19 protein-coding genes are annotated in these 25169 nt (G+C 44.0%); 15 read left to right on the top strand and 4 right to left on the bottom strand.

What is annotated here, in order from left to right; all coding sequences use genetic code 11:
- Nucleotides 1–56: 56 nt before the first annotated feature.
- A complete protein-coding gene (locus Q0C11_RS02590) occupies nucleotides 57–1262 on the bottom strand; it encodes a porin (protein ID WP_293005477.1) in 1206 nt (401 codons plus the stop codon).
- Between the two features lie 668 nt (nucleotides 1263–1930).
- On the opposite strand from Q0C11_RS02590, the gene Q0C11_RS02585 reads away from it, so the two are divergent.
- Nucleotides 1931–2917 carry a L,D-transpeptidase family protein gene (locus Q0C11_RS02585; RefSeq protein ID WP_293005475.1) on the top strand — a complete coding sequence of 329 codons (987 nt, stop codon included), beginning with the start codon at nucleotides 1931–1933 and terminating at the stop codon, nucleotides 2915–2917.
- 224 nt (nucleotides 2918–3141) lie between these two features.
- On the opposite strand, the gene Q0C11_RS02580 is transcribed toward Q0C11_RS02585, so the two are convergent.
- Nucleotides 3142–3432, bottom strand: coding sequence for an Lpp/OprI family alanine-zipper lipoprotein (locus Q0C11_RS02580; protein ID WP_293005473.1), 291 nt, complete (start codon nucleotides 3430–3432; stop codon nucleotides 3142–3144).
- 270 nt (nucleotides 3433–3702) lie between these two features.
- The gene (locus Q0C11_RS02575; protein WP_293005471.1) at nucleotides 3703–4209 is read right to left on the bottom strand and encodes a L,D-transpeptidase; all 507 of its coding nucleotides are present in this window, start codon (nucleotides 4207–4209) and stop codon (nucleotides 3703–3705) included.
- A 146-nt stretch (nucleotides 4210–4355) separates the two neighbouring features.
- Between Q0C11_RS02575 and Q0C11_RS02570 the strand changes: the two genes are divergently transcribed.
- The 4 genes from Q0C11_RS02570 to Q0C11_RS02555 are packed head-to-tail and all read left to right on the top strand — an operon-like array spanning nucleotide 4356 to nucleotide 8551.
- Entirely contained in the window at nucleotides 4356–4586 is a 231-nt protein-coding gene (locus Q0C11_RS02570) for a HypC/HybG/HupF family hydrogenase formation chaperone (RefSeq protein ID WP_293005469.1), read from the top strand.
- A gap of 23 nt (nucleotides 4587–4609) precedes the next feature.
- Complete coding sequence (gene hypD, locus Q0C11_RS02565; protein WP_293005467.1) at nucleotides 4610–5764, top strand: hydrogenase formation protein HypD; 1155 nt, start codon at nucleotides 4610–4612, stop codon at nucleotides 5762–5764.
- The gene (gene hypE / locus Q0C11_RS02560; RefSeq protein WP_293005466.1) at nucleotides 5764–6822 is read left to right on the top strand and encodes a hydrogenase expression/formation protein HypE; all 1059 of its coding nucleotides are present in this window, start codon (nucleotides 5764–5766) and stop codon (nucleotides 6820–6822) included. The genes hypD and hypE overlap by 1 nt, the downstream gene beginning before the upstream one ends.
- Entirely contained in the window at nucleotides 6797–8551 is a 1755-nt protein-coding gene (locus tag Q0C11_RS02555) for a hydrogenase maturation protein (protein WP_293005464.1), read from the top strand. Before hypE ends, Q0C11_RS02555 begins: the two co-directional genes overlap by 26 nt.
- Nucleotides 8552–8569: 18 nt before the next feature.
- Here Q0C11_RS02555 and Q0C11_RS02550 read toward each other — a convergent pair whose 3' ends face one another.
- Nucleotides 8570–9013: a hypothetical protein gene (locus tag Q0C11_RS02550; protein WP_293005463.1), complete on the bottom strand. Its 444-nt coding sequence runs from the start codon at nucleotides 9011–9013 to the stop codon at nucleotides 8570–8572.
- 237 nt (nucleotides 9014–9250) lie between these two features.
- On the opposite strand from Q0C11_RS02550, the gene Q0C11_RS02545 reads away from it, so the two are divergent.
- From Q0C11_RS02545 to Q0C11_RS02500, 10 genes are all read left to right on the top strand, one after another.
- Nucleotides 9251–10492, top strand: coding sequence for a TraB/GumN family protein (locus tag Q0C11_RS02545; protein ID WP_293005461.1), 1242 nt, complete (start codon nucleotides 9251–9253; stop codon nucleotides 10490–10492).
- Nucleotides 10493–10498: 6 nt separating this feature from the next.
- Nucleotides 10499–12355: an ABC transporter ATP-binding protein gene (locus Q0C11_RS02540; protein WP_293005459.1), complete on the top strand. Its 1857-nt coding sequence runs from the start codon at nucleotides 10499–10501 to the stop codon at nucleotides 12353–12355.
- A gap of 186 nt (nucleotides 12356–12541) precedes the next feature.
- The gene (locus tag Q0C11_RS02535; protein WP_293005457.1) at nucleotides 12542–14545 is read left to right on the top strand and encodes a TonB-dependent siderophore receptor; all 2004 of its coding nucleotides are present in this window, start codon (nucleotides 12542–12544) and stop codon (nucleotides 14543–14545) included.
- Nucleotides 14546–14772: 227 nt separating this feature from the next.
- Nucleotides 14773–15204 (top strand): YfiR family protein, encoded by a 432-nt coding sequence (locus Q0C11_RS02530; RefSeq protein WP_293005455.1) that lies wholly within the window; start codon nucleotides 14773–14775, stop codon nucleotides 15202–15204.
- Nucleotides 15204–17957 carry a response regulator gene (locus Q0C11_RS02525; protein ID WP_293005453.1) on the top strand — a complete coding sequence of 918 codons (2754 nt, stop codon included), beginning with the start codon at nucleotides 15204–15206 and terminating at the stop codon, nucleotides 17955–17957. Before Q0C11_RS02530 ends, Q0C11_RS02525 begins: the two co-directional genes overlap by 1 nt.
- Entirely contained in the window at nucleotides 17954–20074 is a 2121-nt protein-coding gene (locus Q0C11_RS02520; protein ID WP_293005451.1) for an EAL domain-containing protein, read from the top strand. Before Q0C11_RS02525 ends, Q0C11_RS02520 begins: the two co-directional genes overlap by 4 nt.
- Entirely contained in the window at nucleotides 20061–22007 is a 1947-nt protein-coding gene (locus tag Q0C11_RS02515; protein ID WP_293005449.1) for a diguanylate cyclase, read from the top strand. Before Q0C11_RS02520 ends, Q0C11_RS02515 begins: the two co-directional genes overlap by 14 nt.
- 8 nt (nucleotides 22008–22015) lie before the next feature.
- Entirely contained in the window at nucleotides 22016–22132 is a 117-nt protein-coding gene (locus Q0C11_RS02510; RefSeq protein WP_293005447.1) for a hypothetical protein, read from the top strand.
- 305 nt (nucleotides 22133–22437) lie between these two features.
- Nucleotides 22438–24477: a TonB-dependent siderophore receptor gene (locus tag Q0C11_RS02505; RefSeq protein ID WP_293005445.1), complete on the top strand. Its 2040-nt coding sequence runs from the start codon at nucleotides 22438–22440 to the stop codon at nucleotides 24475–24477.
- A complete protein-coding gene (locus Q0C11_RS02500; protein WP_293005443.1) occupies nucleotides 24465–25064 on the top strand; it encodes a YfiR family protein in 600 nt (199 codons plus the stop codon). Before Q0C11_RS02505 ends, Q0C11_RS02500 begins: the two co-directional genes overlap by 13 nt.
- Nucleotides 25065–25169 lie beyond the last annotated feature (105 nt).

Raw genomic sequence — 25169 nt, 5'->3', positions numbered from 1 at the left:
CTTTCTGACAATAAAAAAGGCACCATTTGGTGCCTTTTTTACGAGATTAACTTGGTTTAGAAGTTATGACGCATACCTACAGTGTAGGTATTATGATCTTTAAGTCCATTAACTGCTTTGTCGTCCATCATGCCGCGCTGATAGCCACCAAAGAGGCTTGACCGTTTGCTGAGGTTGTGTATCAAACCAACGGTAAATGTGCTTAAATCACGTTTAATTGCAGTAGCAGTTGCGTTAGCTTCCGATCTACCACCTTGAGCGATAAAGCTGGTATTGCCCCAATCATATTGAGTGCTGACAAACCAGAGATGACCATCACCGCCTAGATTCATCGCTGAGTTACAGTGCGAACGACTATCTCCGGTACCAGTACCAGGGTTACCTAACTGAGCAGCATTAGAACATGTTGCTGCACCTAATGCATTGTCGACTCTTTCATATTGACCGCTGACTTTGAAGTTTTGGAAACTCCACAGTGCACCACCACGCCAAACATGCTCATTGTTCGTTACAGGTAGAGTTGTTCTTTGTCGGGTACTCATGTTATCGCGAGAATATCCGCCGAACAAACCTAGGTTATGACCTGCAACTTGCGCTTCATATTTACCTGCGACTTGGAAGTCCCATTCACCATCTTCACCACCTGAATTGGATTGACTGCCCTGATAAGTATCTGTCGGGGATATGAAATTTGCCGCATCTAATCGGTTAGAATCGCCAGGCATTAATATACCCGCAAAGCTAAACCCTTCAACCCGTGGCGAATCAAAACGAACAGCGCTGTTTACAAAACTTTGAGCACCAGAACCCAAGCCATTTGCAGAAGCAGTCATGGTACCACCGCTACCCGCAGCTTGAAGAGTTGTGTATGCAAATGGATCAATTGTCATACCGCCCGCGAAATCTTTAAATGGTGATTGAACACGACCAAATTTCACTTCACCCCAGCTATCGTTTGCCAGCGCTACCCAACGTTCCCGCGCAACACCCAATGCACCACTACCTGTACTAAAACCATATTCAACATGCGCCTTTGCTTTCAAGCCGCCGCCTAAATTCTCAGTTACATGCATCCCCATTCTTGAACGACCTGTATCATCGCCAATGAGAGCTTGACTGCTTTGACCTTCTTTGTTGACTGTAGCATACTCGGCTTGCACGCTACCGAAGAGTGTTACATTCGTTCCTACTCCTTGCGCTAACACAACCATCGGGGCTGCAAGTGCACCAGCTACTGCCAGTGATATAAGTTTCTTCTTCATACGGAAGTTCTCCTTTAATGTTAAAACGATTGGGGCCGTCCTTTTTTGCCCTACTACACTCCAGTGGAATGCACCCCGCTTGTCCGGACCCCCCGACTCGGAGGGTTTGATTTGATTGTGCCGAACACATAAGTATTCTGCAAGAAAAACGAGCATATTTTATAAATTTAGCCATCACGATGTTGCATTCAAGCAACACTGCTGTTGTTTTTCTGACTATAACTCTAGCTCTTATACATCTTACTCGGGCTTAAATTAGTATTCATTCCACGCATAAACCCAAACAATAACATTAACTTAAAGAAACGTACTTGACTATATATTCTCAAGCCTGAAGTACGATAGGAGCTGCAAGATATATTTGAATCAATATTTGCAATCCTCACACTTTAAGGCACAGAATTTGCAGCTTAACACTACAAAATTTACAAGTTTTTTGTGGAATATCACTATTACTTACACACCAAACAAAATCGAGTCGCAAAATTTCTACTTTATTATCTATCAAATCAATCAGGTAGCACATGAAACACCTTGAGTGTTTCCGTCATTTATCAAATTTCGTAAATGCCCTATAGTTACGCTCGTTTTTTATATTGCTAATAAGAAAGTTTCAGTTATCATTTCACTTCCCTCACTAACTTTAATGATGCTGTTATGACATGATCATGAAGAAAATTCATCTACTTGTTTCTGCTATAACCTTTCTTTTTGCGGTCACTATTGCTCGAGCCGAGACATGGACGCTTCCTCCACCTGACATTGATATTTTTGGTCAAATAAGAACTATGCACGCAAGTAGTTCGGAAACATTGCTCGATATAGCCCGACTATATGATATTGGTCAAATAGAGATTTTGTTGGCCAATCCTAATGTTGACCGCTGGTTACCTGAAGATGGCACCACAGTTATCCTACCTAGCCGCTACATTATTCCTCAGGCCGAACGAAAGGGTTTAGTATTAAATCTGCCCGAAATGAGAATTTATTATTTTCCTGAGCCTAAAAAAGGGGAAAAACCGACCGTCATTACTCACCCAGTTGGGATCGGTAGAATGGATTGGATAACGCCTTTAGGCATCTCCAGAATAATTGAGAAAAAGAAGGACCCAACCTGGATACCTCCAAAATCGATCCAAATGGACAGAATTGCAAATGGTGAGCAGCCCTACCCCAGCATAGTACCGCCAGGCCCGACTAATCCACTGGGGCGACATGCCCTGAGGTTAAGTATTGGTAGCGGTAGCTATCTAATACATGGCACTATCAAACCATTTGGCGTGGGAATGCGCGTTTCAGCTGGATGTGTGCGCATGTATCCGGAGGACATTGAAGCGCTATTTGACAAAGTTCCGGTCGGCACACAAGTACAAGTAGTCAATCAACCCATTAAACTTGGCTGGTTATTAGATTCGCTTTTCATTGAACTTCATCCACCACTGGAAGAAGACGAATCAAAATATACTAACTACCAACAAATAGTAATCAACACAATTAATGACTTTCTTTTGCTAAAGAATAGCAAAAGAAATATTCCCGGAGATTTTGAAATCGATCAAGAAACCCTAAAACAGGCAATACTTGAAAAAAGCGGCATGCCCGTTTTAATTTCGCGTTCTCAAGCTCAACTTCATACACGAAATCTCAATAATTAGTTTTCCACGCTTTCTACGCCAACAACACAAAGCGACAGTTTAATAATTATAAAGCCATGCACAACCAATCATGGTTTATTTACAATTAATTGGTTATGTGCAATCAAAAAGTCATTTAATATCAGGGCGCTGAAAAAATCAACAGTTAATTGTCACATAGTAAATATGATAAAAAAACCCCTCCAAAGAGGGGTTTTTTGAATACAATAATAATTAACTACTTATTATTTATGCATAGCTTTCTTAAACATACGATCTATTTTTGATTCTGTATCCAATGAACGTCTGTTTGCTTCGTCTGCAATACGCACTGCATCATTTGCTTTTGCATTGGCAGCATCCGCAGCTTGTTTGGCAGCTGCTGCATCAGCCTTCGCAGAAGCAATATCAGCGATATGTTTATTTTGCAATTCTTCTAATTGACCAGTCGTAGCACAACCCGTCAATCCAATAAAAACACCTGCCACTACTGCCAGTGTTAACATACGTACTGGATGCTGAATTTTTCCTTTCATTCCGATCTCCTCAGTTGTTTATTCTACTCAATATGCACAAATATCCACAACTTTACTAGCTACTGATAGCAAATACCAGCAACGCATTGGAATCTTATCCGATTTCTTTCGCAAAATAAATGGATTTTATGACAAATTCACCAACAGCCTAGCTACAAACACAACAAGTTATGCAGTAAGCGTATAATAAAATTGTATATTTTCTGCACACTTAAACTTAAGCAGTCAACAACAAAGTCATACAAATCATATGGATTGGGCGTATTACTGCTAACGGATGTTCACCCATATACCAGGTTTAATCCATTTACCCAGCCGATCTATTTGCTCATTTGTCAACGCAACACAACCATTTGTCCAGTTGTATTTATGATGAATTTCTTGATCGCCTCTTCCAATACCATGTATTCCGATATGCCCGCCAAGCAATGTATCCTGTGGCGGTGTTCTGCCTCTACTTTTTGCTTGCTTGATTGACAACCACGTTTCTTCGTCAATCCTATTTTCTTCCAACGCACGATTTGCCGTGTCAAGATTGGGATAATTAAGACCAAAAAAACGATAATAGCGGCTCTTTTCATTAACCCAGCCGACTCTGAATCTACCCAAAGGTGTTTTGTCATCTTTAGTCACCTTAGACCAAGTGGTGCCATAACGGCCAATGGCGACATTCTCAAAAACCGCTTTAACACTATCGCCTTGCATCACTAATAATGTTTGTTCTGCCGTATCTACATCAATCCATACTCCATTATCAGCTCGAGCAGTATTTTGCATAACTGAAAAGCCAAACAATCCAATTATCAAAATTTTTAAAAAATATTTAAGAGCATTTAGCCAAATCACTTTTCAAGTCTATTCTATTAGTTGGAATAATTAATTATGTCATAATTTCAGCTTCTAGAAACTCACATTAAACGCGTATGTGTCTCGCTATTCCTGCCTACGTTGAGCAATTGACAGCTAACAATCATGCGCTCGTAAATATAAGCGGCATTCGCAAAGAAATCTCTCTGGCACTCGTCGAAGATATTGTTCCTGGAGATTATATTATTTTACATGCAGGTTTTGCACTACAAAAACTAGATCCGGCAGAAGCAGAACTGACACTAGCAATGTTTGCTGAAATCTCCTTTATCAACCAAAACCCTTGATTCGATAAAGCGAACAATCAGACATGAAGTACATTAATGAATTCCGTGAAGGCGTTTTAGCACACAACATCGCAACCAATATCGCAGCTGAAGCAAATCCTCTACGCCACTACCATTTCATGGAATTTTGTGGCGGCCATACACACGCCATCTCGCGTTTCGGTCTAGTCGACCTATTACCAGTCAATGTACATATGATTCATGGCCCTGGTTGCCCAGTATGCGTTTTACCCATGGGCCGCGTGGAAAATGCAATCCAAATGGCTCGGACAGCGGGTCTGATATTATGCAGTTACGGTGATATGTTACGCATACCCACTGCAAACGGCATGAGTTTACAGAAAGCAAAAGCACGGGGCGCAGACGTACGTATGATTTACTCCAGTGCAGATGCGATAAAAATTGCACAAGAGAATCCGCAACATCAGGTGGTATTTTTTGCCATTGGATTTGAAACCACTACACCGCCGACGGCTGTTGCAATCAAACAAGCACAAGCACTTGGCCTGGATAATTTCACGGTATTTTGCAATCACGTCCTGACACCCTCAGCGATTTCCCATATCCTGCAATCACCTGAAGTCCGCGAATTTGGTCTGGTTCCGTTGGATGGCTTTATCGGGCCAGCCCATGTATCCGTTGTAATTGGCAGTCACCCCTACGAATATTTTGCCGAGGAATTCCAGAAACCTGTTGTCATTGCAGGCTTTGAACCGCTCGATGTAATGCAAGCCATACTGATGCTAATACGCCAAGTCAATTCAGGCCGTGCAGAAGTTGAAAACGAATTTACTCGGGCAGTTTTACCAACCGGAAATATCAAAGCGCAAGCGCTCGTAGCTGAAGTATTCGAATTGCGCCGGATCTTCGAATGGCGCGGCCTGGGATTAGTGCCCTACAGCGCACTAAAAATCAAATCAGGCTATGCAGACTTTGATGCAGAATGTCGTTTCCAAATTCCAGCGCTATCGATCGCCGACAACAAAGCTTGCGAATGCGGCGCCATTTTACGCGGAGTCAAGCGGCCGCAAGATTGCAAAATTTTTGGCACAGTCTGCACTCCCGAAAATCCGATCGGCTCCTGCATGGTGTCCTCGGAGGGCGCTTGCGCCGCTCATTACAGTTATGGTCGTTTTCGAGAAAAAAATCATACACATCCTGCAACATCGGAGAACTAATGCCCAACAACGGAAAAGTCAAACTTGGTTACACGCGGGCGCTTGACTTGAAACATGGCTGTATCGAGATGGTCCATGGCGGCGGCGGGCGCTCGATGGCGCAGTTGATTCAACAGATGTTTGTAGCAGCGTTCGATAATGAATTCTTAAGACAAGTAAATGATCAAGCTTGCTTTCCAAGTTTTAACGGACGCATGGTCATGTCTACTGACAGCCATGTGATAACGCCCTTATTTTTCCCCGGCGGAGATATTGGCAGTCTATCGGTTCATGGCACCATCAATGACGTCGCCATGTCCGGTGCCAAACCTTGTTATCTGGCTGCCAGCTTTATTCTTGAGGAAGGCTTCCCGCTGGCTGATTTAAAGCGCATTGTTGATTCCATGGCGCAAGCGACAAAAGCAGCCAGAGTGCCTATTGTTACCGGCGATACCAAGGTGGTAGAGAAAGGCAGTGGTGACGGTGTGTTCATCACCACAACCGGAATCGGCATGGTACCGGAAGGTATAAATATCTCCAGCGAGAATGCACGACCTAGCGACAAAATTTTAGTGTCCGGCACTTTGGGAGATCACGGTATTGCCGTCATGGCATGGCGCGAAAATTTATCTTTTCAAACTAGCATTGAATCCGATACCGCCGCTTTGCATGATCTGGTCGCCACAATGATCAGCGCAACACCAAACATCCACGTACTGCGTGACCCTACGCGCGGCGGCGTTGCCGCAGCACTCAACGAAATCGCACAGCAATCATCGGTAGGAATGATGCTCTATGAAAATAAACTACCTATTCGCGAACAAGTCCAAGCTGCCTGCGAATTTCTCGGCTTCGATCCATTGTATATTGCCAATGAAGGTAAGCTTATTGCAATCTGCGCAGCAGAGGATGCCGAAAGTTTGCTAACTGCGATGCAAACCCATCCACTGGGTAAAAATGCCGCCATAGTGGGTGAGGTCATCGAAGACACGCATTGCTTTGTGCAAATGCAAACCCGTTTTGGTGGCAAACGTGTCGTTGACTGGTTAAACGGTGAGCAATTACCGCGCATCTGCTAATCCTTACAAATTGAAAATTTTATTCCTAACACACAGCTTCAACTGCCTGACACAACGCTTGTTTGTTGAGTTAACCCAACTCGGACACGACATTTCGATTGAATTTGATATCAGCGATGCTGTCACCTGCGAAGCAGTCGAGCTGTTTCAGCCTGATCTGATTATTGCACCCTTTCTAAAGCGTGCCATCCCTGAAAAAATCTGGCGCAAACTAACCTGTTTTATCGCGCATCCGGGAATTGTCGGAGATCGCGGCCCATCCGCACTGGACTGGGCCATCATGCAAAATCAGTCAGAATGGGGAGTAACAGTATTACAAGCCAATGCGGAAATGGATGCCGGTAATATCTGGGCAACAGAACTTTTTCCGCTGCGCTACGCCAGCAAAAGCAGCTTATATCGCCATGAAGTCGTTGAAGCTGCAACCGGCGCAGTACTGACGGCAATAAAACGTTTTCTATCCGGATCATACCGCCCCACCCCACTGGATTACTCACATTCGGATGTACGCGGCCGCTTACATAGCCCGATGCGACAAATCGATCGCAGCATCGACTGGCGACAAGACAATACACGCATCGTTATTAGAAAAATTCATGCTGCAGATGGATTTCCTGGGGTACTCGATACGCTGTTTGGTGAATCTTATTATCTGTTTGATGCCTACCATGAAGAGAAACTGACTGGTGAACCAGGAACCATCATAGCCAAGCGCAATAATGCGATTTGCCGCGCCACCATCGATGGCGCGGTATGGATCGGTCATTTAAAACATAAAAATGATACTGAACAGACTTTTAAACTGGCTGCTACTATGGTTTTAAAGAATCACTTAGATGATGTACCCGAAATACCCTCAGACCCCTTTGCAGTAAAGTTGGGTGAAACCTATCGTGATATTTGGTTTGAGCAGAAGAATGATGTCGGTTACCTGCACTTTGTATTTTATAATGGCGCTATGGATACCACGCAATGTGAACGCCTGCGAGATGCATATCTCGCGGCGACTGAACGCAAAGTTCGCGTTATCGTGCTAATGGGTGGATCTGATTTCTGGTGCAACGGCATTCATCTCAATCATATCGAAAATGCCACCAGCCCTGCCGATGAATCCTGGCGTAATATCAATGCCATGAACAATCTGGTACAAACCATCATCACTAGCAATCGACAGCTCACGATTGCAGCTCTACAAGGCAATGCTGGTGCTGGAGGAGTCTTCTTATCACTGGCTGCTGATTATATTTATACACGTGCAAGTATCATCCTGAACCCGCATTATAAAAGCATGGGCAACCTTTACGGTTCGGAGTACTGGACCTATTTATTACCTCGAAGAGTCAGTTCATCGAATGCGAAATTATTGATACAGAATCGCCTCCCTGTCGGTACCATGGAAGCCAGAAATATTGGATTGATTGATGACTACTTCAATTTAAATCCGGAAGATTTCAGAAAAAAAATAAGGAGCATTGCGGAAACACTCGCAGCTCGTCCAGATTTCCCTTCGCTCCTACAACAAAAAATACATCAGCGCCAATCGGACGAGCAGCAAAAGCCATTACAGAGCTACCGTGACCATGAACTTAAGCATATGCAACTTAATTTCTATGGCTTTGACCCCAGTTATCACGTTGCACGTTATCATTTTGTGCACAAAAGTCCCCATGCCTGGACGCCCCGCTACCTTGCCCAGCATCGCCGATTTTTTACAAACCACAATCAATAACACACGGCTCCATCACAACTACCTTTGACTCGTGACCGGATTTGATATAAATGTTTCCACCAGATCGGGATCAAATTCAGGAGGTTTTTCAGCAGGAGGAATCACACCCGAACACTGTTTTATAGCCGCCCATTGTTGTATCGCATCATACTCGCTTTTAAGTTGCGCATACTCAGCTTCTTGCTCTTTAGTTGCCGCCAACGCAAATAACGCTGTCCATGAAAGTGACAAATCTGCATCTAGCGCCAACTTATCACTGGTCGACGCATTGCCATTTGATTTACCTGTTAACTGACTGACTCTAGCTTGAATTCGCTCAATCTCAGCCAATAATTCAGCGCAGCTATAAGTCTGAAATTGTGCGGGTGATATATAAGGCGAATTAAGTTTCTCTGATGAAGACGCACAACCAGACAACAAAATAGTTGCGGCAAAAAGAACAGCAGTAAAAAATTTCTTCATGACAATTACTTTTCCCTTGTATTTATTTATGCGTGTAAATAACTATTACACTACTATCTATTATGATGAATTGTACACCGATACAACAACTCTTTACATCTACCAATGTTTTTGCTCCATCACTCACCCTTACCCAAATTTCATCCACCCTAGCTATCATCGTGATAACTACTGTACTGTTATGCAATACTGGTATCATCCGCCATTCCTTTATGATTTATTTTCATCTAATAACCCATGGTCAATATTGAAGAACAACCTACTGAAGAACCTGGCATATCCAGCATTCATACTGAGCCCATCAAAACTGTTAAAGTCAACAACTGCAGCATCACATTACTGGGAACTGCACATGTCTCAAAAGCAAGCGCAGATAAGGTGCAGGAGTTAATTGCGACAGGAAATTATGATGCGGTGGCGGTTGAATTGTGCCCAAGCCGACACAAAGCTATCGTCAACCCCGACGCTATGGCTAAAATGGATCTATTCCAAGTAATCAAAAAGGGCCAAGCCAGCATGGTCGCTGCGAGCCTCGCATTAGGCGCCTTCCAACAACGTATGGCGGAACAGTTCGGTATTGAGCCGGGTGCTGAAATGCGTGTCGCCATTAAAGATGCGCAGGATGCCAAATTACCGGTTTTATTGATAGATCGAGAAATCGGCACAACGATGAAACGGATTTATCATAATGTTCCCTGGTGGAAACGCATGAATCTTTTTGCTGGTTTGATAGGCAGTGTCATCAGCAAAGAAAAATTCAGTGCTGATGAAATTGAGAAACTCAAAGAAGGTGATGTTCTGGAAAGTTCTTTTTCACAATTCGCCGAAAATGAAAAAGATTTATTTCATCCCCTCATCAGCGAGCGTGACGAATACATGTCCGCCCGCCTACTCAAAGAAAGCAAAGAAAACAACTACCAGCATATCCTCGCGGTGATTGGCGCCGGCCACCTGAATGGCATGGCACAGCAACTTGAGACACAAAGCATCACCCATCCGGATGAACGAATTGCACAATTGGACACTATTCCCCCTTCCTCGCAATGGCTCAAATATATTCCGTGGCTGATCGTTGCACTCATCCTCACAGGATTTGTTATTGGCTTTATGCGCAGCCCGGAACTGGGAACAGCCATGGTCGTTAGCTGGATCGTGATCAATGGCGGACTTTCGGCGCTGGGTGCAGCGATAGCTTTTGCGCATCCGCTCTCGATTCTGACCGCTTTTCTGGCAGCCCCGTTAACATCACTCAACCCAACCATTGGCGCAGGTATGGTAGTGGCCGCCGTAGAAACTTACTTGCGCAAGCCGAAAGTTGGAGATTTTAACCGACTCAGAACTGACACGACCACATTGAAAGGCTGGTGGAGCAATCGGGTAACTCGCATCTTGCTGATTTTCATTTTATCTACACTGGGTTCCGCGATTGGCACTTATGTCGCTGGATTCAGAATTTTCGAGCAACTTAGCTCAAGTTAGACGGTTATGCTCGGCTTCTTCGAACGCCTGATCAACCCTTACCCTCCGGAACACCCCATTGAACCACCGCAGGGGCTGTACCAGTTTTGCCGCCACTACACTCAGGGAATCGAACCTTATCTTGTGTTGTTAGCGATTCTGACCACTTGCCTTGCAGTCAGTGAAGCCATGCTCTACAGCGTTCTGGGACAAATGGTCGATTGGCTGGCAGAAAGGAAAACCGAGCACTTTCTAGAAGAGGAGTGGCCAACCTTACTGGGCATGTCAGTTTTCATTCTGATAATAATACCGCTATTAGTATTAATGCACTCATTAGTAATTCACCAAACACTGATGGGCAATTTTCCCATGCGTGTCCGCTGGATGTCACACCGCTATCTGCTTAACCAAAGCTATGCATTCTTTCAGCACGAATTCAGCGGACGCATCGCCACCAAAGTCATGCAAACTGCAATATCGGTCCGGGAAACTGTACTCAAACTGATCGATGTTATGCTATTTGTATCGGTTTACTTGACCACCACCTTATTCCTGGTCGTCAATGCAGATCCGGTTTTATGTGTGCCCTTGCTGGTTTGGCTTGCTTTATATATTGCCATCCTGTCATATTTTGTCCCGCGTTTAAAACGTATATCCACCTTACAAGCCGATGCACGCGCGCTCATGACCGGCCGTATTGTTGATAGTTACACCAACATCCTGACATTGAAACTGTTTTCACGCAGTCAGCGTGAGTCGGCGTACGCTCAGGCGGGCATGGAAGAATTCATGGCAACGGTGCATCCACAAATGCGCTTATCAACCGGTCTGAATTTTTGTGTTTGGGTCATCAATATGATGATGGTATTCGCAACCGGCGCATTGAGTCTGACGATCTGGCAACAAGGTGATATCGGGCCAGGTGCCATAGCAATTGTCATGAGCCTCGCTATCCGGCTGACCGGCATGTCACATTGGATCATGTGGGAAGTTAACACGCTATTCGAGAACATGGGTACAGTCCAAGATGGCATCAACACAATTTCTAAACCGCAGCTTGTCACTGACCTGCCCGGCGCCGAAGAATTACAGGTACATCAAGGTACCATCCACTTCAGCCATGTTTACTTTTCCTATCACTCTGAGCATCGAGAGTCCCTCAACATTTTCGATGATCTCAATTTGCACATTGCCGCCGGCGAGAAAGTGGGCATAGTGGGTCGATCAGGTTCTGGCAAATCAACTTTCGTCAGCCTGCTATTGCGTTTCTACGATATACAGCAGGGCAGCATCACCATCGACACACAGGATATTCGCACAGTGACTCAGGATAGCCTGCGCGCCAATATTGCCATGGTAACGCAGGACACTTCCCTGCTGCATCGATCGGTGCGAGATAATATCCTTTTTGGCAGACCGGATGCCACCGAAGATCAAATGATTGCAGCTGCCAAACAAGCTCAGGCGCATGAATTCATTCAATCATTGAGGGATATTAAAGGTCGAACAGGCTATGGCGCTCATGTCGGTGAGCGTGGGGTCACTCTATCGGGCGGTCAGCGGCAACGCGTTGCAATTGCCCGTGTGCTGTTAAAAAATGCACCCATTTTAGTCCTCGACGAAGCCACTTCAGCATTGGATTCCGAAGTCGAAGCCAGCATTCAGCAAAGCCTCTACCGGCTGATGGAAGGAAAAACGGTGATCGCGATCGCGCACCGGCTCTCAACGATCGCTGCAATGGACCGGCTTATTGTATTTGACAAAGGCCGCATCGTTGAGCAGGGCAGCCACGCCAAACTCATTGCCAACAATCAGCTTTATGCGCAATTATGGAATCATCAGTCAGGTGGATTCCTCGGGTTGCTAGAAAATGATCTGTCTTAGCTAAATCGATATAAAAATACAATCTGCATAACGCATTATAGAGAATTGCAACTCTGCAATTTTGCAGCAAATCAAATTCTATCCTTATCATTTAATGATTTAAGGTAATAAAGCTTTTATTTCTCAGATATTGAGAAGTCGCTTGGCATGTTTAAATATTAATATTTAGAACTCAAGCAGCCCATCGTGCTCATTCCACAAAAACCCCACTCGCTTATTCTGCGTTTTTCTACCAGAGCAGGATTGCTATCCGTTTTGCTTTTCACACAAACACCTCTGGTCTTTGCTACAGCAAACTTAGAGCAATTGAGTCTGGAACAATTGATGAATATCAGTGTCGTCGGTGCGTCAAAATATGAGCAAAAACAACAGCAAGTCGCCGCCGCTGTCAGCGTCATTACCCGTAAGGACATTAGAACCTACGGCTGGCGCACACTGGGTGAAGCACTGGCCAGCCTTCCGGGAATTCATACTACATATGACTATCAATATGAATATCTGGGAACACGCGGTCTTGGTCTGCCCGGAGATTTCAATACCCGCGTATTGGTTACAATCAATGGCAACCGCATCAATGATGCAACCTACGATCAAGGACCGACGGGGCGGGATTTTCCACTCGATATTGATTTGATTGATCGGATTGAATTTATTCCAGGTCCAGGTAGCGCCGTCTATGGCCCGAACGCCATGCTCGGTGTTGTCAATATCATTACACGCAAAGGCTCTGACGTAAAAGGTGTCGAGCTTTCAACTTCTTATCAGACTGCGGAAGTCATGCCACAAGAACGTGTCACCATGGGTAAGAAATTTGATAATGGTTTAGATGCATTAATTTCCTTTTCTGGTCTTCAAGCTCGAGGTGTAGACCGCTTCTTTGATTTTGGTGAATCCGGCATTTCCGGAGTAGCACACCGTCTAGATGGAGAAAACGTCAAGCAATTATTTGCGAATGCAGCGTATGGTCCATTTTCTTTTGATTTCATTTATGGTAATCGCAAGAAGGAAGATCCTACCGGTGGATATTTCTCCGATCCCCTAGTAGCTGGTCAATTTATACGAGACCGCCGCCTGCACACACAAATCCAATATAGCGATAATTTTGCCAACAACACGCTCAATGTGCTGGGTCGGATGTTTCTCGGAAAATATAACTGGGATGGTTATAACGTGTATGAGGGACAGAATGTGCACTCCACTGGGCCTAGTGACTGGCACGGATCTGAATTGCGCCTGCTTTCAACAGCAATCAACAATCATAAACTGATGTTTGGCGTCGAATACCAAAATAATACGCGCATCCATCAAACCTATCAGAGTTTCGATAACCCAGATAATAATGTATTTATCAGAAGTTCTATGGTTCGCGCCGGTGTGTATATCCAGGATGAATGGCGCATTACCGAAACATTGTCAGCAACCGTCGGCCTGCGCTACGACTACAACACCTGGATTAACAGCCGGCTAAGTCCGCGCGGCGCACTCATATGGCAGGCCACACCTAAAACAACCTTCAAAGCGCTCTATGGGCGCGCGCACCGCTCTCCCAATGCATTCGAACGTGATTACAACGATATCTCATCACAGGTCGCCAATCCAGGGCTCCGCAGCGAAGCAATTGATGCCGCCGAATTCGTGGCAGATTATATGGCACAACCCAATTTTAATCTGCGCGCTACCGCTTATGTGTGGGATATGCACAACATCATTACATTAGGGATAGATCCGGTCAGCGAACTCACTCAGTATCAACAAACAGCGAGCAAGATACGAGCTAAAGGGGCGGAAATATCATTGGATAAAGCTTGGGATTCCGGAGTGCGGCTGCGCAGTAGTTATGGCCTTCAAAACGCAGAACAACAGAATTCGCATCTGCCTAATTCCCCCTATCATCTGGGCAAGATAAACATTTCTATCCCGATACCACTGATAACCGGCTTGCGGGCTGGATATGAATTGCAATATTACGGCAAACGCAAAACGCTTGACGGATCTAATACTGACAATTATGTACTCTCCAATCTCAATCTAGTGACCGATGTCCCTCGGATAAAAGGACTGGAAGCATCGCTCAGTTTCTATAACCTGTTTAATGAAAACTATCTGCATCCGGCCGCCGATACCAACTGGCAAAACACTCTCTTACAGCCGGGCCGCACGGTGCGCCTCAGATTGGATTATCGATTCTAGGATAATTCACTATGGCATTATTTTACATAAAGCTGAAATTACTGTTCATCCGATGCTCGTTCAAAAAGATTTGGGTATTACTAAAATGGGAATATGCAATTCTATGCAATAACCACCTGATCAAGAAACAACCAAGCTCAATTTATCTCATACTAATGCCGTTATCCTGCTTCTTAATATTAGGTTATTCACCACTGACCTACGCAGAGCAACCAACGGAGTACCGGATGAAAGTAGCCTTTTTATACAATTTTGCTGCCTATACTGAATGGCCTGATCAGCATATTCAAAACTTGAATTTATGTATTTATGATGAAGATCCGTTTGGAGAACATTTACAACACATACAACAGAAGAAAATCAACAATGACGAAATAGTGATCCGGCATGTAAAAAATATCGGTGACCTCACCAATTGTCAAATGATTTTCATCACCCGATCAGCCATTGGCGATCTCGATCACGTTATTAATCTACTGAATGAAAAGCCAATTCTTACCGTTGCCGATACCCCAGGTACCGCTTCGAGAGGTATTGTGCTTAACATGACGGTAAAAGAGGGAAAAGTTACATTTGAGGCCAATATCGCCAAAGCAAAGAAAAGTGGTTTAAAACTCAGCTCTCAATTACTACGTTTTGCCAGTGAGATATATCAATAATGAAAAACTCATCACCGACAGTTATCACGTTACGCTCAAAATTGCAACAAATCAGCCTGGCCACACAGGGCACCGCCATGCTACTGCTCGCAATCCTTGTTATTTGTAGCAGCTTTTTCATCAGTTTTTATTCATTATCACAAACCAGCCAGTCAACAGCTAAGTTATTGGCTGAGAATGCAGTGGCCACTTTAATGTTTCAGGATAAAAACACAGCTCAAACGCTATTACATTCTCTAAAAAATACCAATGAAATTCAAGCTGCAGCTATTTACAACGAGGCAAAAATACAATTTGTAGAATACTCTGTCACCAGTAAATCGCTTCCCCTAACTTTATCGTCATTAGACGAAAATTTTAAGACAAGTCTTCATTCTTTAACAATTACCCAGCCTATCCGCTTCAATGACCAGCTTTTGGGGGGTCTTTACCTGGAAATTTCTTTGGCACCACTTTACTGGCAAATTCTTTGGCACATTGTCATTACCATCGCAGCAGCTTCACTTGCCTTACTGATCGCCAACCTGATGCTACGCCGATTGAACCGATCCGTACTGGACCCGCTCAACGAGCTCTCAACCACCATGGATCATGTTACTAATCAGGCAGACTACTCAAGTCGAACCGAACCCGGTGCTATCGTTGAATTGAATACACTATCCAAAGGATTCAATAATATGCTGGAAATGATTCAAGAACGTGATGCAAAGCTTGCAAATCACCTGGATCATCTTGAAGAAGAAGTCACAAAAAGAACAGCGGAATTAGTACTTGCGAAAGAATCGGCGGAAGCTGCCAGCAAAGCTAAAAGCGAATTTATAGCGACCATGAGTCACGAAATCCGTACCCCGATGAATGGAATTCTAGGAATGACTGAATTACTTATAGGCAGCCAACTGAATCAGGAGCAGCAGAGATTTGCTGAAACAGTCCAAAGTTCAGGGCAGCATCTGTTAGGGATTATCAATGACATCCTTGATTTCTCTAAAATTGAATCAGATCATATGGAACTGGAGATCATTGATTTTGACTTGGTACAGCTGGTTGAAGATACGCTGACAATGTTTGCTCATCCTGCTGACAAAAAAGGGTTGGAGTTAGCGGCACAATTTTCACCTCCCAATATAGCTTTTATGGTGCGGGGAGATTCGTTCCGACTACGACAAATCATTGCAAATCTGATTAATAATGCCATTAAATTCACCTCACATGGAGAGGTTGTGATTCGCACTCAATTGAGCGATATAACCGAATCCTTGGTCAACATCAAAATTTGTGTTGAAGATACCGGCATTGGAATTCCTCTGAAACATCATGAAAAGATTTTCCATCATTTCTCCCAGGCAGATGGTTCGACGACACGGCAATACGGAGGGACTGGGCTAGGACTTACGATCTGTAAAAGATTACTGGAATTGATGGGAGGAGACATTCATGTAGAAAGTAAGCTCGATCAAGGTTCCAAGTTCTGGATTAATCTTCAGTTGGAGAAATCCGCACTGAAGCATGCATACCAACCTAATATAGCTAATTTAGCCGGCATCAAAGTACTGGTTGTGGATGACAATCAGACAAACCGGGAGATTCTTAAACTCCAACTGCAAAACTGGCAAATTCAAGCGGTGTGTACCGATGGCCCGGAACAAGCTCTCGCTGCCATGAAGGATGCTCATGATCGCAACGAACCATACCATCTAGCCATTCTAGACATGCATATGCCGAAAATGAATGGGTTGCAGTTGGCAGAAAAAATTCATGCCGATCCTGAATGGAGCAAAACCCGCATGATGATGTTAACTTCGACCCATAGTGATATCACACAACTGGCAAGGGAAAATGTCGGGATTCTTCGCTACGTTAATAAACCAATCCGCCAGAAAGAATTAATTGATATTATCATGGACGTTATGGGACGTAATCTCGACAAGGCAATTGCATCCGCACAAAGTCCCTCTCCTGCTATCCCCCTCCTCCTGCAGGGATCAGTTTTACTGGCTGAAGATAATCCGGTCAATCAAGAAGTAGCAAAGGCGATGTTAAGTCGACTGGGTCTGGATACTGTAATCGCACAAGATGGCAAACAAGCTGTCGACCTGATCCGCAACAATCACTACGATATTATTTTAATGGATTGTCAAATGCCGGTGATGGATGGTTTTGAAGCCACTGCTCGGATTCGGCAACAGTTTAACAAAATCCCAATCATTGCCCTGACAGCCAATGCTACTGAAAACGATCGGATCCAGTGTTTAAAAGCGGGAATGGATGACTTCCTATCTAAACCTTATTCGCTTGATCAATTACAACAGAAAATCCTTCAATGGTTACCCACAAAAAAAGGCAATCCTATGAATACTGAAAATTCAGAACCCGTTGCAATAGAGTCGGAAAATAACACTGCCTCAGTACTCAATCCGATTAGGCTTGAGGAGATTCGAGAACTTGACCCTACGGGAGGAAGCAGCCTGCTACAAAAAATTCTACAGGCCTTTCTCGAGTCTGCTGATAACGGTCTACGGCAGCTTGAACAGGCAATTCTGAATAATGACGCTGAAGGCCTGCGCCAATCGGCGCATGCTTTGAAATCCAGCTCTGGAAATATAGGTGCTGAAAGCCTATCCGCCATCTTCAAACAACTCGAAATTGATGGGCATGCCGGCGAATTGACACGTGCAAAAGCGCTTCAAGAAAATATGCGCTTACATTATCAATGTGTTACCACTGAGATAAGAAAAATACTTACACCATCGTGATAGCAAAACCTTTTAAAATCTTACTGGCCGATGATGATGCAACGGTCAGACTCCTGATGCAAGCCGCACTAGAGAACGCCGGCTTCGAGGTTGTGCTGGCTTGCAATGGAACCGAAGCCATCCGTTTGTTTGAAGTAACACCCATCGATATGATTATGCTCGATGTTGAAATGCCCGATATAGATGGTTATACGGTCTGTTCATACGTGCGAAAAAAAGTTGGCAATGAACTTCCTATTATCATGGTCACAGGAATGGATGATGTGCAATCCATTACTCGCGCCTTTGAGGTTGGCGCGACAGATTTTATCCCCAAACCGATCAATTGGAATCTTCTTAGCTATCGCGTATTGTATTTAAAACGTGCTTACTTGAATCTACTCGCACTCAAAGCCGCTAACGCGCGCAATGCAGCAATTTTCAGTGCCATTCCCGATACAATGTTCATTATAAATGACCAAGGAAAAATTTTGAATATCTGCAGTGATGCAGATACTACACCCTGGTTGATTCGAAATTCAGCAGATCCATTGCATCAAAGCTTGCCTCAAGATATCGCCAACTTATATTTAGATGCCGCAGGACAAGCTCGCCACAACGGCACGGTTGAGCTTTTCGATTACCCGCTCAAGCTGGATAACGATGAAACTAGATACTATGAAAATCGTATTGTTGTGATTGATTCTGAGGAAACACTTTGCCTCGTCCGCGATATTACTGATCGTAAGGACTCTGAAAGTAAAATTTTCCACCTTGCCTATTATGACACTCTAACTGGACTGCCGAACCGTCAATCTTTTATGGAGCGTTTAAAGGGTGAAATTAAACGCTCCCGTTATACTGATAACAAATTAGCAATCCTTTTTCTGGACCTGGATGGATTCAAAAGTATCAACGACACTATGGGACATAATGCCGGAGACACCATTCTTAAGTGCGCAGCAGAACGCTTACAAAATAGCACACGTCTTTCTGACTTTGTGTCACGTACTGATAAGAATCATTTAGAAGTCAAATTAGCTCGCCTCGGAGGCGATGAATTTACCGTTATCATTCCTAATCTATTGCGCACGGAAGATGCGCTAATTTTAGCGCATCGAATTCGTGAAACTATGCGCCAGCCTTTTCACCTCGAAAGCCGTGATGTTGTACTCACTACAAGTATTGGTATTGCTCTCTATCCGGGTGATGGCAATGATGCCGAAACCCTGCTGAAACATGCAGACACAGCAATGTACCATGCCAAAAATGAAGGTAGGGATAATTGCCAATTCTACAATGCTGAGCTGACACTTCAGGCAGAAAAGCGCATGCACTTGGAAAACGATCTACGCAATGCATTGCAGCTCAATGAATTTTATCTTGTTTACCAACCACAGTTGGATATTGCAGAAGGCAACTTCCAATCAGTAGAAGCACTGATACGTTGGCAGCATCCAAAACAAGGACTTATTTCTCCAATTGATTTCATCCCGTTAGCAGAAGAAAATGGCTTAATCCTTCCAATCGGAGAGTGGGTACTGCGCACAGCATGCACTGAGGCTGCTCAATGGCATAAGAACGGAAAATGTTTGCAAGTTGCTGTCAATCTCTCTCCTCTGCAGATCAAGGATCCTGAGCTGGTGAATAAAGTACTCGGCATTCTTACCGAAACAGGCTTTCCTCCCAGCAAACTGATCCTGGAAATTACAGAAGGCGCTTTGATGGAGCATGATGAAAATACGTTGACTACGCTGCACGAGCTACGAAACCATCAGATTCAGATTGCCCTGGATGATTTCGGCACAGGCTATTCTTCTATGAATTATTTAAGGCGCTTACCCATAAATTATATAAAGGTAGACCAAAGCTTCGTTCGTGACATGTTGGAGAATAAAAACAATCTTGCAATCGTCCTGGCAATGATTTCATTATCAGCGAATCTCGGTTTTTCAGTGACTGCCGAAGGTATAGAAACCTTAGAACAAGCTCAAACTCTTAAATATTTCGGTTGTGATACTCTGCAAGGCTACTACTTTAGCAAACCAATCCCCGCAGAAAAAATTTGTTCTATCATTGAGCAGAAGTGGGTAATTCAGGCATCCAATCCCAGCACAATCGATCATGAAAATAGCTGACCTTAACCAACTAAAAATTAGCACATTATTGCCCAGCCCTAAAGGCGTGGCGCTGGCACTTCTGGAAGCTTGCCGTCAAGAAGATGTATCCATCAACGAAATCACTAAGCTCATTCAAACTGATCCTGCACTCGCAGGTCGCTTGATTCAGCGCGCCAATGCGACTAAACAAACCACGCGCGCGATCTCATCCATAGCAGAAGCCGTTTCTCGTGTCGGGCTAAACACCGTCAAGCAATTGGCCATGAGTTTCTCGCTCATCGATCAATATTCGAAAGGCTCAAGCAAAGGATTTAATTATCAGGAATTCTGGTCTCATTCGCTATTGATGGCCATTGCAATGCAAGAATTGAGTAAGTCAACTCAAGTTTCTTCATCTGAGGATCTATTTTCCTGCGGCTTAATGATGCGCATCGGCTGCCTGGCACTCGCTTCAATTTATCCCGACCAATATTCCGAGCTCATACAGAAACAATCACCAGACATCCCTTTGAACCAATTGGAGCAACAGTACTTAAAGACTGATCATAATGAGTTGACTGCTGCGATGTTAATTAATTTTGGCTTCCCAAAGATTTTTGTGGAACCGATTTACTATCATGAAGCGCCTGACGAATCTGGTTTTTCTGAAGGTTCTCGACCTTACCAAATTCTGCATCAGCTTTACTTGGCGAAACAGATTGCTGACTTTGCATTAACCAAGGAATCGGAGCGTAATCAGCGCATTTCAGGACTGTTACTACTGGGTGGTAAAATCGGTCTGGATACCGAAACATTTGGCAACTTTATCGACCAAATCATAGGGGAATGGCATACATGGGGGAAGATACTTAAAATAACAGCCCAGGAACAACTTCCATCCTTTCATAAAATGATGAGCGCAGCCGCGCCACGGCCGGAAGACGCAACCAACGCCGCTTCACTACGAATACTCCTGGTTGAAGATGACCCAACCAATCTTATTCTTTCCAAGGAATTACTCTCCAACGTTCTGGGTCACACTGTGTATACCGCCAATGATGGTCAACAGGCATTAGCACTTGCGATGGAGGTATTGCCGCACATAGTCATCACCGATTGGATGATGCCCATCATGAATGGTCTTGAATTAACCAAATCATTACGAGCAACTGAATGGGGACAAAACTTATACGTCATTATGCTCACTAGTATCGAAGATGAAGAAGAAGTTATTAAAGCATTTAATGCGGGCGTTGACGACTATGTGACCAAACCCATCAATATTAGGGCTTTCCGGGCCAGATTGCGAGCAGCCTGGCACTACCGGCAATTACAGGAAGCGTGGGAACAGGACCGCGAGCAACTCAAGCGCTTTGCCGCTGAATTAGCGGTTACCAATCGTAAATTAGAATACTATGCCCTGACCGATATGCTGACAGAATTACCCAACCGGCGCTCTGGTATGGAAACACTGTCTGAGACATGGAGTGTCGCCAACCGAACCGGTCAATTGATGGCGGTCATGCTCATCGACATTGATCATTTTAAAAAAATCAATGACAACTATGGTCACTCAATAGGCGATAAAGTACTTAAAGAAGTATCTGCCATTATTCGAAAAACCGCACGTAAAGGTGATACCTTTTGTCGCATGGGAGGAGAAGAATTTCTAGTTGTATGTCAGCTAGGAAATACGGATGTAAAATCATCTATCCTTTTTGCAGAAAGACTTCGTCATCAAATAAGTCAGCAACAAATCAACATCGGCGAAGTTCATATTCAAATCACGATAAGTATTGGCGTTGCTTTCAAGGAAGCCGGTATAAAAAACGAAGATCATCTCGTCAATGCGGCCGACAAAGCACTATATGCAGCCAAAAATGCAGGACGAAATCGAATCTATCTATCGCTAAAAGATAAACTTCTGGCTGCGCCTGCATCTACCGAGAAAAATCTGCCGGTCACAACTTAGCAAGCATTTTGGATAACCTTCCCAACGAACCGATACTGACACTGGCAGATACTCCAAATGCCACAACCAAGGGTGTCGCAATTAACATGAATCTGCTGAGCAGAGAAAATTGTGTTCGAAATTAATTTAGCGATCGCATGAAAATCCGGATTGGATTTCAGTTCCAAGCTAGTCCAGCTAGCCACCAAGGTCTATCAGTAACTGACTGTGTTCTTGTCAAATATCAGCGCCCTAAGCTGACACCTCCCACCACTGTATAGATTCATACAGTTTCTAGAAATATATGCTTTTTATTAGTCAGATCTCGTTTTAGGCCGCCTATATATTATGTAAAAATCTCATAGCTCTGAATAGCAGGCTTGGCTGACAGCGTCCATGAGAACACCCTCAAATCAATTTACTGTAATCAACTCGTTAGATGAATCAAAATATGTCCAAAACCCTGATTCTGAATTTATCAACCTTCATCCTTCTGGGTTGTTTTGCAAAACTTACCATTGCGGGAAATCCATCTGCTGATAATCAATTCCTGAACCTGAGTATCGACGAGCTGATGAATGTCAAGGTCACCACGGTCTCCAGGACCCCACAGAAGCTTTCCCAGGTAGCATCGGCTATTTTTGTAATTACACAGGATGATATACGCCGGTCTGGCGCCACGAGTATTCCCGACGCATTGCGGATGGCACCTGGGGTGCAAGTGGAACGTGTCGGCACCGATAAATGGGCAGTCAGTATCCGTGGTTTTAATGGTGTTTATGCTAACAAATTACAAGTTCTGATGGACGGGCGTAGCGTTTATTCTCCGATATTTTCCGGTGTGATTTGGGAACAGCAAGATACGCTGATAGAAGACATTGAACGTATCGAAGTGATCCGTGGCCCTGCGGCAACTTCCTGGGGATCCAATGCAATCAATGGCGTTATTAACATTATCACCAAAAGAGCCGCCGATACACAAGGTACGCTCATCACTGCCGGCGGAGGAAGTTTTGAACACGGTTTTATAGGTGCACGCTACGGCGGCATGGTGAATGAAGAAACGCCTTTCCGTGTCTATGCCAAAGGATTCACCAGAGACCAAACCCAAACGTTATCCGGAGAAAATGCTAACGATCAATGGCATTCGGCCAGAGGTGGATTCCGCTTTGACCATAACCGTGGCATGGATCAATTTACCTTACAGGGTGATTATTTCTCCAATTTCAGCGGAAGTACTTTAGATAAAGAGGCTACTTACCTCTCGACCAACCCAACAGGTCAGGTGCGTGGACGTAGCGAAGGTGGAAATGTACGCTTTCGCTGGGACCGAGCCATTTCTGAACAATCATCGTTCATGCTGCAGGTTTATTATGATCGTACTTCTGCAAATTTACAGCCCATAGGAAAATTTGATGCCGAGAGCTTTGACATCGACACTCAGTATCGTTTTCAGCTATTCGATCGGCATCAACTAACATGGGGAGCCAATTACCGGCTGTATCACAACACACTTGACGCTACCAATTTAGTGACATTTTCCCCTCGTATGCGCACGAATCATTTGCCCAGCACTTTCATCCGCGATGATATCACGCTGATACCGGATCGCTTGTTATTCACAATAGGCAGTCGATTCGAACATAACGATTTTACCGGCATGGAAATACAACCCAATGCGCGGCTAATGTGGATGCCTAATACTGAGAATTCAATTTGGATGGCAGTATCTCGTGCCGTACGAACGCCTTCTCGTGGCGAAATCGATGGCAAGATTGATGTAACATCCTCTCTATCAGCTGCCGGATTGGACTTACCTAACTTGCCTTTTCCGATCACAGCGACATTATTCGGCAATAATAAACTCAATTCAGAAAAACTGATCGCGTATGAACTAGGATACCGGTATCAGTTCTCTCCACAAGCTTCTATCGATATGACGGGGTTCATCAACGACTACAGTCAATTGCGTGATCTAAGCTTTGGTGCATTATCGCTCAGCACAGGATTGCCAATACAACTGTTACAGCCTCTTATGATTAATAATCAGGGATCTGCACTGACTTATGGTTATGAAACATCTATTGACTGGAAACCAAGAGATAATTGGCGCCTGCAAGGTAACTACAGTTTCATCAATATAGATTTTTCTTCGAATAGCCTTCTAAGTAGTACTAACCCAACCGCAGGCGGTTTAAAAAAAGCAAACCCCCAACATCTATTGTCGGTGCGTTCCAATTACGATCTGTCTGAAAAATTGCAATTCAATCTTTGGTTACGTTATACCAGTGGTGTCTCGATTTACAATATCCCTGGCTACGCTACCATGGATGCAAAACTGGTATACCGGCCAACAAAAAATACGGAGCTTTTCGTCGTCGGCCAAAATCTATTTAGTCAAAATCATAGGGAGTATGTATCTGACTTCATTCCTTTAGTGCCCGTGGTTATTCCACGTGGAGTATACGCAGGGGCGCAATGGCGCTTCTAACAGAAAACGTCGACATGCAATTTCTTTACCGACTCTTCAGGCTTCCATGCACATTGATCAGTCGATGTGTCTGCTACATTATTTTAGCTTTATGGTTAGGCTATGGCCTGCCTATTTCCCACTCCGTCGCCAAAGCTGACAACATCCTGGAATATCAAGTCAAAGCAGCTTTTATTTATAACTTTATTGCATTCACAGATTGGCCCAAAAGCACGAATAATATTATTCATCTCTGTATTTATGGCGAAGACTATTTCGGCAATGAAATCGATAAGTTACAAAATAGATCGGTTGATAAACGTACAATCAAGGTGTTGCGAATAAGCAATCCAGAGCGATTAGAAGATTGTCAGGCCATATTTTTTTCTAACTCGGGCAGCTACAATCTATCCAGTATTTTAAGCACGTTACAGAATAACCCTATTCTTACCTTAGCTGATAGTTCTAATGCCATATCCCACGGCGTCATCATCAACATGAACCTAGTCAATGAAAAAATTGTGTTCGAAATTAATTTAGCGATTGCACGGAAATCCGGACTCGATTTCAGTTCCAAACTACTCCAACTAGCTACCAAGGTGTATTAATAAAAACACTTTATTGGCAAGAATTACCCCCTCTTTTATAGCTATATCTCGCCTTCGACTGGGAAACATTACATATAAAATCGCCTTTCATCATTTCTTGCATTT

The sequence above is a fragment of the Nitrosomonas sp. genome (genome assembly GCF_022842015.1).
Classification (GTDB): Bacteria; Pseudomonadota; Gammaproteobacteria; order Burkholderiales; family Nitrosomonadaceae; genus Nitrosomonas.
Note: the sequence above shows the minus strand (reverse complement) of the source record. Positions and strands in the feature narration are given on the sequence as shown.

What these genes read in the sequence shown, in the direction of transcription:
- Q0C11_RS02540 (WP_293005459.1), top strand. Translation starts at nt 10,499, where the DNA reads ATGCTCGGCTTCTTCGAACGCCTGATCAACCCTTACCCTCCGGAACAC.
- Q0C11_RS02530 (WP_293005455.1), top strand. Translation starts at nt 14,773, where the DNA reads ATGAAAGTAGCCTTTTTATACAATTTTGCTGCCTATACTGAATGGCCT.
- Q0C11_RS02590 (WP_293005477.1), bottom strand. Translation starts at nt 1,262, where the DNA reads ATGAAGAAGAAACTTATATCACTGGCAGTAGCTGGTGCACTTGCAGCC.
- Q0C11_RS02580 (WP_293005473.1), bottom strand. Translation starts at nt 3,432, where the DNA reads ATGAAAGGAAAAATTCAGCATCCAGTACGTATGTTAACACTGGCAGTA.
- Q0C11_RS02575 (WP_293005471.1), bottom strand. Translation starts at nt 4,209, where the DNA reads ATGCAAAATACTGCTCGAGCTGATAATGGAGTATGGATTGATGTAGAT.
- hypD (WP_293005467.1), top strand. Translation starts at nt 4,610, where the DNA reads ATGAAGTACATTAATGAATTCCGTGAAGGCGTTTTAGCACACAACATC.
- Q0C11_RS02525 (WP_293005453.1), top strand. Translation starts at nt 15,204, where the DNA reads ATGAAAAACTCATCACCGACAGTTATCACGTTACGCTCAAAATTGCAA.
- Q0C11_RS02570 (WP_293005469.1), top strand. Translation starts at nt 4,356, where the DNA reads ATGTGTCTCGCTATTCCTGCCTACGTTGAGCAATTGACAGCTAACAAT.
- Q0C11_RS02550 (WP_293005463.1), bottom strand. Translation starts at nt 9,013, where the DNA reads ATGAAGAAATTTTTTACTGCTGTTCTTTTTGCCGCAACTATTTTGTTG.
- Q0C11_RS02545 (WP_293005461.1), top strand. Translation starts at nt 9,251, where the DNA reads ATGGTCAATATTGAAGAACAACCTACTGAAGAACCTGGCATATCCAGC.
- Q0C11_RS02585 (WP_293005475.1), top strand. Translation starts at nt 1,931, where the DNA reads ATGAAGAAAATTCATCTACTTGTTTCTGCTATAACCTTTCTTTTTGCG.
- Q0C11_RS02500 (WP_293005443.1), top strand. Translation starts at nt 24,465, where the DNA reads ATGGCGCTTCTAACAGAAAACGTCGACATGCAATTTCTTTACCGACTC.
- hypE (WP_293005466.1), top strand. Translation starts at nt 5,764, where the DNA reads ATGCCCAACAACGGAAAAGTCAAACTTGGTTACACGCGGGCGCTTGAC.
- Q0C11_RS02515 (WP_293005449.1), top strand. Translation starts at nt 20,061, where the DNA reads ATGAAAATAGCTGACCTTAACCAACTAAAAATTAGCACATTATTGCCC.
- Q0C11_RS02505 (WP_293005445.1), top strand. Translation starts at nt 22,438, where the DNA reads ATGTCCAAAACCCTGATTCTGAATTTATCAACCTTCATCCTTCTGGGT.